Annotated in this window: 10 protein-coding genes; 8 read left to right on the top strand and 2 right to left on the bottom strand. The window is 50.5% G+C overall.

Annotated elements, in window-relative coordinates:
* Nucleotides 1-240 precede the first annotated feature (240 nt).
* The 3 genes from PPL9_RS06110 to PPL9_RS06100 all read left to right on the top strand — a co-directional run bounded on the left by PPL9_RS06110 (nt 241) and on the right by PPL9_RS06100 (nt 2693).
* Entirely contained in the window at nt 241-1155 is a 915-nt protein-coding gene (locus PPL9_RS06110) for a hypothetical protein (protein ID WP_057461857.1), read from the top strand.
* Nucleotides 1156-1217: 62 nt separating this feature from the next.
* A complete protein-coding gene (locus PPL9_RS06105) occupies nt 1218-1988 on the top strand; it encodes an ABC transporter ATP-binding protein (protein ID WP_057461856.1) in 771 nt (256 codons plus the stop codon).
* A 177-nt stretch (nt 1989-2165) separates the two neighbouring features.
* Nucleotides 2166-2693 carry a MarR family transcriptional regulator gene (locus PPL9_RS06100; RefSeq protein WP_057461855.1) on the top strand — a complete coding sequence of 176 codons (528 nt, stop codon included), beginning with the start codon at nt 2166-2168 and terminating at the stop codon, nt 2691-2693.
* Nucleotides 2694-2744: 51 nt separating this feature from the next.
* Here the strand turns inward: PPL9_RS06100 and PPL9_RS06095 are convergent, their stop codons facing one another.
* On the bottom strand, nt 2745-3290 hold the full coding sequence (locus PPL9_RS06095) for a DinB family protein (protein WP_208989207.1): 546 nt from the start codon (nt 3288-3290) through the stop codon (nt 2745-2747).
* A 184-nt stretch (nt 3291-3474) separates the two neighbouring features.
* Here PPL9_RS06095 and PPL9_RS06090 point away from each other — a divergent pair, with 184 nt between their 5' ends.
* The gene (locus PPL9_RS06090) at nt 3475-4539 is read left to right on the top strand and encodes a LacI family DNA-binding transcriptional regulator (RefSeq protein WP_057461854.1); all 1065 of its coding nucleotides are present in this window, start codon (nt 3475-3477) and stop codon (nt 4537-4539) included.
* 570 nt (nt 4540-5109) lie between these two features.
* Nucleotides 5110-5556 (top strand): AprI/Inh family metalloprotease inhibitor, encoded by a 447-nt coding sequence (locus PPL9_RS06085; RefSeq protein ID WP_057461853.1) that lies wholly within the window; start codon nt 5110-5112, stop codon nt 5554-5556.
* 7 nt (nt 5557-5563) lie between these two features.
* Here PPL9_RS06085 and PPL9_RS06080 read toward each other — a convergent pair whose 3' ends face one another.
* Complete coding sequence (locus PPL9_RS06080) at nt 5564-6742, bottom strand: pyridoxal phosphate-dependent aminotransferase (protein WP_057461852.1); 1179 nt, start codon at nt 6740-6742, stop codon at nt 5564-5566.
* Between the two features lie 194 nt (nt 6743-6936).
* Here PPL9_RS06080 and PPL9_RS32705 point away from each other — a divergent pair, with 194 nt between their 5' ends.
* The 3 genes from PPL9_RS32705 to PPL9_RS06065 all read left to right on the top strand — a co-directional run bounded on the left by PPL9_RS32705 (nt 6937) and on the right by PPL9_RS06065 (nt 9449).
* Complete coding sequence (locus PPL9_RS32705) at nt 6937-7173, top strand: hypothetical protein (RefSeq protein ID WP_057461851.1); 237 nt, start codon at nt 6937-6939, stop codon at nt 7171-7173.
* Nucleotides 7174-7367: 194 nt separating this feature from the next.
* A complete protein-coding gene (locus tag PPL9_RS06070) occupies nt 7368-8465 on the top strand; it encodes a GTP-binding protein (RefSeq protein ID WP_057461850.1) in 1098 nt (365 codons plus the stop codon).
* A gap of 6 nt (nt 8466-8471) precedes the next feature.
* Complete coding sequence (locus PPL9_RS06065; protein ID WP_057461849.1) at nt 8472-9449, top strand: WD40 repeat domain-containing protein; 978 nt, start codon at nt 8472-8474, stop codon at nt 9447-9449.
* The last annotated feature ends 13 nt before the right edge of the window (nt 9450-9462 follow it).

Below are 9462 nucleotides of genomic sequence, written 5' to 3'. Positions count from 1 at the left end.
CTCATGCCAAAAACGGCGGGGCAGGGCGCTCATATGGTTTTCCGGTGCTTGTTGTCTTGCGCGCAGAGTAACGCGTTGGAGCGCGGACGTCATGGGGGAAGGAACAGGGTGCTCCGGTTTTTCAGAGGTAGTGGGTAGGGAGGCGTTTACTCTGGTGACTGGCAGTCGGGGCTAATGGCTCACGTGTGGAGCTGTGCCTCGTCCTTCTTGTTGGCTAACAATAAGAAGGAGAAGCCGATTATGTTTTCCAGAAAAACACGAAAAGGACTGCTTGGGGGTGTTGCACTGGCACTGGCCGGGTTGATGGCTGGTGAGGCGGGAGCTGCTACGGGTGTTCTGATTACTTCAACCTATTGTGATCGATTTACAAATTCTCGAAACCAAATTTGGACTGAGAATAATCTAGGTGCCGATAATGTTTATTACATGAAAGATAACGGCGCAGTTATCCAGCTCTCTGGGCCTGCAAATATTACTCAGGTTGATGATTTGATTGCAACTGCCCATGGCAACTGTGATGGTATTGGGCCATTTGCTAAAGACGCTTTTGCTCAACATCTTAAGACAGCGAGGGATACTGGCGCCGACTTCAATAAGCTTGTGTTCTTTTCATGCTCTTCGGCTGCAACTGGGGTGTCAGGGCACAGCCTGATTGATGAAGTTGGAACGAAATTCCCTGGGACTAAGAGAATTGTTGGCTGGCCGAGAAGCGGCTATTTTTCTGGTTCAGATGATGCGAGTTTTGCGAATGCTCAGTATACTAGCGGTGCTGACTTCGCGTTTATAGATCCCTCTCGCGAACATGAAGCTCTTGGGCGTATTGCCGATATGGATTATCTTTGGAATACGAAGATTACCACTCCTATAGTTGGTCCTTTACGTTCTGTACAGGCAGCCTGTAATTTAGCTGTTGGATCTGGCAATGATCAAGATTTGAAGGCAAGAATGCTTGAGACCATTGCGGCCTCCCGCGCTGTTCTGACTGGCGAGGTGGTTCCGAACATGCCTGGAAGTACAGTTTTAGGTTGGGGGCATCAGCTCTTGGATTATCAAGACAACGCAAAGGTATGTGGTGCTGATATTGATGGTGCCGGAACTGCGGTTCCATGCAATCATCCAGTCAACAAAAACTTCAATACGGCTGTTGTTCAATAAGGTGGGCGTGAGATCAATCTTATGATAGGTCGACTAAGAGAAATAAACTTTCTTAGGTCCCAATGAAAATGAAAAACTCCCCCCTCCTGTCCCTAAACAACATCTCTAAGACCTTCGAAAATGGCACCACCGCTATCGATGGGTTTAGTCTTGATGTGCGGGCGGGGGAGTTTTTGAGTATTCTTGGGCCGTCAGGGTGTGGGAAGTCTACTATTCTGCGGCTCATTTCTGGGTTGGAGGAGCCAAGCTCAGGTGAGATTGTTCGGTCTGGGCAGGGTGAGGTTGGGTTTGTGTTTCAGGAACCGACCTTGCTGCCGTGGGCGAATACCTTTGAGAATATCTACTGGCCGTTGAAGGTGAAGGGTGTTTCTAAGCGTGATGCGAAGGATCGCGTGGAAGAAGCGCTGGAGATGGTTGGGCTTTCTAATTTTTCAACGCATATGCCCTCAGAGCTTTCCGGTGGTATGAAGATGCGGGTTTCCATCGCTCGTGCTCTTGTTACCAAGCCGAAGCTGTTGCTGATGGATGAGCCGTTTGCGGCGCTGGACGAAATTACTCGTAACAAGCTGAATGATGATTTACTTGAGCTGAAGTCTGCCCATGACTGGACGATTCTGTTCGTGACGCACTCTGTTTATGAGAGTGTGTTTCTGTCTTCCCGTATTGTGGTTATGGCCGCTGGGCCGGGGCGTATTACCCATGATATGGCGCTGGATGCTTCTTACCCACGCTCGCAGAACTATCGTATGGAATCACAGTACGCGGCGTATTGCCGTGAAGCGGTGGATGCGTTGGAGCAGGCGATGGGACACGGGATAAAAGTATCCGCGTAACCTCAAAAATCCCACTGAGTAGAACTAAAGAGCTTAAACACCTAAGAAATCTCATTAGGTCACTAAATAATCGCCGAACTGTCATCTGACTTATATATTCGGCGGCTATCACTGCTGTGCATTTGCCTTTTTCGGGCGTTTTACGTTGATTAGGACAGCAGCGAGATTAGCCAGACCATGGGTTTTAATTTTAAAAAAAGCACGACATTTCGTCTTGCGCAGGCAGCGAAGGCGCAGCGGGCGCGTTCTGGGGCACACCTTTCGCGCATCGGATTGCATCCGGGGCAGGAAGCTGTTCTGAAAGTTTTGAGCGAGACTGATGGCAAGACCATGAGCCAGTTGGCTCTGGCGCTTGGTGTTCAGCCGCCAACCGTGACAAAAATGGTGACACGCCTGACAGCTCAAGGGCTTGTGTTCCGCCGGATCTCGGAAACAGACGGCAGGCTTGCCCGCGTGTTCCTGAGTGAGGAAGGCCGTGACCGGATCTTACTGGTAGATCGTGCATGGAAGCGTCTTGAGAAAGAAGCGCTTGCAGGTATGGATGACAAAGACCGCAAGAAGCTTCGTCGCTTGTTGCGTCAGGTTGAAAAAAACCTGTCTGCCAGCTTTGAAGATGATCCGGATTTGGAAGATGAGCTGGAAAACGAAGATAAAACTGCGCAAGAACAGGCTGCGAAGAAGGTAGAGCTGGAAGCTGCTGATTAAGCTGAAGGCGCAAGGCCTGCGTTAAACACAGGCCAATGATTTTTTATTGATTTAAGCGTCCTGGCAGAGAAACAGCAGGTCTGTATCTGGTGTTTCCAGTCCAAACTGGGTGAGCAGAGTTGTTATCTGCCCTCTGTGGTGGGTTTGGTGGTTGAAGAAATGCAGCACCAAGTCCCCAAAGTTTTTCGTTGCGGGTATACCTTTCATGTTGGCATAGGTGAGAGCGGCCTCCGCTTGAACGGTGGTAATGTCCCCTGCAAATTCTTCAATGATCGCGTCCAGCTTTTGCCGGGCTGCTTTCAGGTCTGACCAGCTGTCATATGGAATAGATGTGAGTGCTGTTGGCACTGGAAACTGATCAAGTTGCTGCAGGCTCTCATAGGTTTGGGAATGCTTTGCGAAGCGGCGTAGCCAAACCAGATCTCCCACCACAATATGATTGAAGGTCGCGGAGACTGACTTGAAGAACGCGCCGCGGTCTTCTTTCAGCTGCGCATCGCTCAGCTGGTCTGCGCACTCGTAAAGCCGTGCATTCATCCAGGTATTGTATTGGGCTAATAACTTGAAGTCTGAATGCATTTTCTCGAAACCTGACATCTGGTTATGTATTTAAGTGAAATATATCAGCATGTTTGATGGATTTGGTAAGGTACTAAAACTTGAGAATTCATAATGAATTCTCTTTGTTGGCTGTGAGGAGTATTGCTATTTGCTAATGTTGCTGTGCATAAGTGCTTAAGAATACAAACTGGATCCGGCTGGATATGCGAGGACATCAGCATTGAGCGGCACAGGTAAACCATTGAGATTAGGCGATCTTGCCGAGAAACTGGGTGTTTCGACGGCTACGGTTTCTTTGGCTTTGAGAGATTCCCCTTTGATCGCCAAAGCCACGAAAGCACGGGTGAAAGCCTATGCTGAGGAAGTGGGTTATATCTATAATCGGTCAGCTGCATCTTTGCGGACATCTCAATCCAATATGATTGGGGTGGCGGTTCACGATATTCTCAATCCTTATTTTGCAGAGGTCTTTCGCGGCCTGGAAGAAACACTGGCGCTGCACAACAAGACCATTCTGATTTGCAATCACCGCGATATTGTCGAGCGACAGAAACACTTCACGGATACGCTGCTGCAGCATCGGGTTGATGGGCTTATTTTGTGCGCTTCGGTTGGCACGACTGACAAGGACATCAACTCCATTGTGCGGCAAGGGGTGCCGGTCACGCTGGTTTGTCGCGATGTGGCTGGAGCAGATGCACCTTGTGTGCGTGGGGATGACTTTCTTGGGTCCTACCGCATTACAAAACATCTGATTGAGCAAGGGCATACTCAAATCGCCATGGTTGGTGGCCGGCGTGGCAGTTCTGCCGGGCGCGACCGGAACCGTGGTTGGCGGTCTGCACTCGAGGATGCGGGGATCAATGCGGATGAGCAGCTGGATATTCCTGAGTTGATGACACAGGATGATGGTCGATCCATTGCCAAGCAGATTGTGCAGACGGATCCTCGACCAACAGCTGTGGTGTGCTTCAACGACCTTGTGGCGCTGGGCGTGATGAGTGCTGTTCGCCGACTTGGTGTTGAGCCGGGGCCTGACCTGGCAATTGTTGGTTATGATGACACCGAGGGCACTGAAAATCGGACTCCAGCCTTGACCACTGTGGACAATGGGGCCGGAACCATCGGTGTGAATGCTGCAGAACTCATGCTTTCGCAGATGAATGGCGAAAAGCTCAGTAACGAACTGACGTTAATTGAGCCTAAGCTTCGTATTCGTGAGAGTGCGCCGCCTCCGGGTGAGCGGCTGGTGTCAGTGGACGGGCTGTGCGCGACCCGTGAGTAACTGCCATTTGAAGCCAAGTGGCAGTTAGGTGATCGTGAAACTGCCGCATTGAAACTCTATGTTTACTATGCCGCGCTTATCTAAGCGGCATCTTGTATTGCGTTTGGAGTTTCGTCATGGTCAGTTCTCGTGGAAGTATCGAAGATCATAAAGACTTGAAGATGTTTGGTTTTTTTACACTCGCCATGACGTGTATGGTTCTTCTCGTTGGCTAACTCTCTAAATCGACTCGCTTCGCTAGGTTGAGAGGACTGCTCATTTTTGAGTGCTCCTCGCGGTGGCCTTTGAGTTTTGGTTGGCTTGCCTTGCTTGGTTGTCTTTTGATGCGAAATGCAAATCACCTAAAACGAGTGCGTTTTGCACTTCATGTAAATAATAACTAGTATGTAATTAGATTTATTTTAGATTGTATCTGTACTCAACAAGTAATGCGTGTATTTGTTTTTGAGTTAAATCCATGAATAAGTTATGTTTTTAGATCTGTTATCTCTCACTTAATTTTCTGTTAACCTTGAGTTAACTGATTGCGCCCAGAATCTGTACATAAAACAGATCCTGGAGGCTGTTCGTATGCATGGGATTTTAAGAAAAACAGTAGTAGCTGCCGGCGCAACCCTGGCGTTAGCTAGCTTTGGCGTCCTATCCGGTCAAGCCAGTGTAATTTCTGGTCACTGGTCAATTTCTGATGTGTTGTCGTCTAAAACCTGCTCCGCGCAGCTTGGTTCTGAGCCTGCTGCAAGTGGATATGGCAACTCGTTTGAGACCAAAAATTGTCAGGGGCTTTATGCGCCTATCTCCAAAGCCACAGCGTGGCAGTGGAGCTTTGATGATGGTTTATCATTGTTGGATGCAGACGGGAAAGTCGTGCTCCAGTTTGATATTGATGAGCTTGATGGGTTGACCTCGGTTGGGCCTTCCTCTCTGTTCCTCATCATGCAGCCTGTGCATCAGGACAGTAATGCCCCAGACCTTTCCGACTTGATCGAAAAGGCCATTGTGGTGACAGCGCAGCGTTAGAGCTTTCCTATTTGGTGTGGGTGCTTAGGAAATCACCCACACGGCTCAATGCACGGCTGATGTTCTCCTCTGAATTGGCATAGGAGAAGCGCAGATATCCCTCTCCCAGGACACCAAAATCAGGTCCGCCGATGAGCGCAACACCGGCTTCTTCCAAGAGCGCTGAAGCTAAGGGCTTTGCTTGCCATTTTGTTTCTTTGATATTCGGGAAGGCGTAGAAGGCGCCTTTGGGTGTGTTGCAGGAGATGCCGGGCAGGGCGTTCAGTCCCTCCACCACGAGCTCACGTCGTCGGTCAAAAGCCAGCATCATCTGATCTACTGCATCCTGTGGGCCTTCGATGGCGGCAATGCCTGCGTATTGACTGGGTGTGTTGACGCACGACCAGCAGTTCACGGCAAGCTTGCGTGCTTTATCAATGAGAGAAGCTGGCCAGACGGAATAGCCCATGCGCCAGCCTGTCATAGCCCAAGTTTTGGACCAGCCATTGAGCAGGATGAGTTGGTCTTTGAGCTGCTCGAATTCCATCAAGGATGTGTGCTTAAGCCCGTCATAGGTCATGCGGGAGTAAATCTCGTCAGATAGGACTGGCAGGTTTGGATGGTTTTCCAATCCCTTCACCAGCTTCTCTATCTCAGAGCGCGGTGTCACGCCGCCTGTTGGGTTGGCCGGGGAGTTGAGGATGAGCAGAGCTGTGCGCTTATTAATGAGGTTCAGGGTTTCTTCGGCTGAGAAAGCAAAGTCGTTTTCTTCACGGATTGGCACCGGGATTGGTGTTGCTCCGGTGAACTCAATCATGGAGCGATAGATCGGGAAGCCGGGGTCTGGGTAGAGGATTTCCTTGCCGGGCTCACCAAACATCAGGATTGCCATAAACATGGTGACCTTGCCGCCGGGAACGACCATGACAGCGTCAGGGGAGACATTTGCGCCTGTTTCTGCATGTAGGCTTGCTGCGATGGTTTCTCTGAGTGGGAGAATACCCGTAGCGCCGGTGTAACCGTGGTGGCCATCGCGTAACGCTTTGACGGCTGCTTCCACGATGTGTTCTGGTGTTTTGAAGTCTGGCTGACCGATGCCGAGATTGATGATATCGCGGCCCTGCTGAGCGAGCTCAGTAGCCCGTGCCAAAACGGCAAATGCGTTTTCATCCCCGATGCGGTCAAACGCCTCTATGGTTTTCAGCATGATGGTTGGCCTCCCAGTTCCCCAAAACGATCGGCTGGATGGTAGGGGATGGAAGCGATTGAATGCAAACGGAAATTAGTTGAGTGGGTTGAGCGCTGGAGGTTGGGTGTTCCTGTTTAAGCTATCGGTGCCAGCTTCTTGCTTCTGTCAAATAACGAGCCTAGGATCACCTTATATATTGAATGGAGATTTTTATGAGTGGTCTTCGTGTGCCTGAGAAGATCAGGTCTTTGGGTGTTTTTCAGTTTGTGACGAGAAGCCCGGCGCGCATTGTTGTGACAATGGCGATGATGATTTTGATTTATATGTTTTTCTTCTCTCCCTTGCTGAACAGCAGTATGCCGGTTGCCATTAGCTTTGCGGTGTTCTTCATCATCTTTTGCATCGGTTTTCTGCTTGTTCTGGAGCTTCGGCGCAAGCTTGGATTGTGACATGGGCTAGATGGTGCTGCCAATTCCTGGGGGACAGAAGGTGCGATAACAGCTAATCCGCAGCTAGGGTCTTTTGCTGGCAGAGCAACTGTCTATATTGAGGGCAAGAGATTATCGCATAGCTGCGCTCATTTGCATGAATTTGCTCTAAGTGCCAGCTGAGTGCGAGCGCACACCCATCCAAGGAGACGTAAATGTCCGAGGCTGCTGATAGCCGTATTCCTGTTACCGTGCTGACCGGATATCTGGGCGCAGGTAAAACCACTTTGCTGAACCGTATTTTGAGCGAAAACCATGGCACGCGTTATGCTGTGATCGTCAATGAGTTCGGCGAAATTGGTATCGACAATGACCTTCTCGTTGAGTCTGACGAGGAAGTTTATGAAATGAACAACGGCTGTATTTGCTGTACAGTTCGTGGTGATTTGATCCGCACCGTTGAGAACCTGATGAAACGCAAAGGCGCGTTTGATGCGATCATCGTGGAGACCACGGGTGTTGCTGATCCGGCTCCTGTTGCACAGACGTTCTTCATGGATGATGACGTGCGCGATGCGGCTAAGCTTGATGCTGTTGTTGCGGTTGTTGATGCCCGCCATGTCCAGCAGCGTTTGAAAGACACTAAGGAAGCAGAAGATCAGATTGCGTTTTCTGACGTGATTTTGCTGAACAAGACCGATCTTGTTTCAGCAGAGGAACTGGCTGGTGTTGAAGTAGCGATCCGCAAGATCAACCCGTATGCGAAGATCCACCACACAGAGCGTTGTCAGATCGCGATTTCTGATGTTCTGGATCGTGGGGCCTTTGAACTGGATCGTATTCTTGATCTTGATCCGGAGTTTTTGAAAAAGGCTGAGCACGCGCACGATCATGAGTGCGGCCCGGATTGTGATCACGACCATGATCACCACCACCATGGGCACGATCACGAACATGATCATGACCACCCTGACCATGAGTGTGGCCCAGATTGTGATCACGATCATGAAGGCACGCATTCTGTGAAGTCCTATTCCTTCACGGTTGGTGATCTGGACCCGAAGGTCTTCTTTGACTGGATCAATCAGATTACGCAGATTCAAGGGCCTAACATTTTGCGCATGAAGGGTATCCTGTCGTTCAAGGATGATCCGCAGCGCTATGTGGTGCAAGGCATTCATATGATCGTAGAGGGCAACCATCAGCGCGACTGGCGGGATGATGAGAAGCGGGAAAGCCGCATTGTCTTCATTGGCCGTGAGCTGGATGGTGCTGCGCTGAAAACTGCGTTTGAAGCTTGTGTTGCGGAGTAAGTTCTGGTGCCTGTAACTGCTCCTCTTGATACCGATGGATTTGTTGTTTCTGCGACATTTCTGGGTGATGTAGCTGCCTTTGCCAGTGGTGAAGGTTCTGTCTTTTTTGCTGGTGGGCCGGAAACCCAGACACCGGTTCACAAAAACGGCCTGCTTTGTGCAACGCCTTCTTTAGATGGCAAGTCTCTGATCACCGGTGGTGGTGATGGCAGGATTTGTAAAGTTAGCGCTGATGGAAGTGTTGAAGAGCTTGCTGAGCAGCCGCGTAAGTGGATCGACATTATTGCAGCTGGCCCACAGGACAGTGTGGCCTATGCATCTGGTCGTACGGCTTGGGTTCGCCTGAAGAGCGGCGAGATCAAAGAATTTCAGCTGCCGCGTGCCTTTGCTGGTTTGGCGTTTGCGCCAAAAGGGATGCGCCTTGCTGCATCCCGCTATGATGGCGTGACGTTGTTTTGGGTGAATGCCACAGGTGATCCTCAGGAACTGAGCTGGAAAGGTGCGCATAGTCTGGTCACGTATTCTCCTGAAGGGAAGTACCTTGTGACCACTATGCAGGAGAACGCTCTGCACGGATGGCGTTTGGCTGACAGTCAGGACATGCGCATGACCGGTTATCCGGGCAAGGTGAAGTCCGTGAGTTGGTCTGCCAAGGGTAAATATCTAGCGACCTCTGGCGCTCAGGCTGCGATCCTCTGGCCGTTTATGGGCAAGAGTGGTCCTATGGGGCAGGCACCTCTGGAGCTTGGCGTGCGCGGTGACAGCATGGTTACGACCGTTTGTTGTCATCCGAGCGAAGAAATGGTGGCGATTGGCTATCAGGATGGCATGGTAATGGCCGTTCGGTTCCACGATAATGCTGAAGTGCTGTTGCGCCGTCCGGGTGCTGGTCCTGTTTCTGCCCTTGCCTGGGATAAGAAGGGGAATCGGCTCGCCTTTGGTACGGAAGAGGGCGCTGCTGGAGTGATCACTCTGGTCGATTAACTTAGAGGGGAGG

It is taken from the genome of Pseudovibrio sp. POLY-S9, assembly GCF_001431305.1.
Lineage (GTDB): Bacteria > Pseudomonadota > Alphaproteobacteria > Rhizobiales > Stappiaceae > Pseudovibrio.
This window is presented reverse-complemented; position numbering and strand designations above follow the sequence as displayed.

Excerpts from the sequence above, each read along its gene's own strand:
- PPL9_RS06110 (WP_057461857.1), top strand. The coding sequence starts at position 241 with ATGTTTTCCAGAAAAACACGAAAAGGACTGCTTGGGGGTGTTGCACTG.
- PPL9_RS06105 (WP_057461856.1), top strand. The coding sequence starts at position 1,218 with ATGAAAATGAAAAACTCCCCCCTCCTGTCCCTAAACAACATCTCTAAG.
- PPL9_RS06100 (WP_057461855.1), top strand. The coding sequence starts at position 2,166 with ATGGGTTTTAATTTTAAAAAAAGCACGACATTTCGTCTTGCGCAGGCA.
- PPL9_RS06095 (WP_208989207.1), bottom strand. The coding sequence starts at position 3,290 with ATGTCAGGTTTCGAGAAAATGCATTCAGACTTCAAGTTATTAGCCCAA.
- PPL9_RS06085 (WP_057461853.1), top strand. The coding sequence starts at position 5,110 with ATGCATGGGATTTTAAGAAAAACAGTAGTAGCTGCCGGCGCAACCCTG.
- PPL9_RS06080 (WP_057461852.1), bottom strand. The coding sequence starts at position 6,742 with ATGCTGAAAACCATAGAGGCGTTTGACCGCATCGGGGATGAAAACGCA.
- PPL9_RS32705 (WP_057461851.1), top strand. The coding sequence starts at position 6,937 with ATGAGTGGTCTTCGTGTGCCTGAGAAGATCAGGTCTTTGGGTGTTTTT.
- PPL9_RS06070 (WP_057461850.1), top strand. The coding sequence starts at position 7,368 with ATGTCCGAGGCTGCTGATAGCCGTATTCCTGTTACCGTGCTGACCGGA.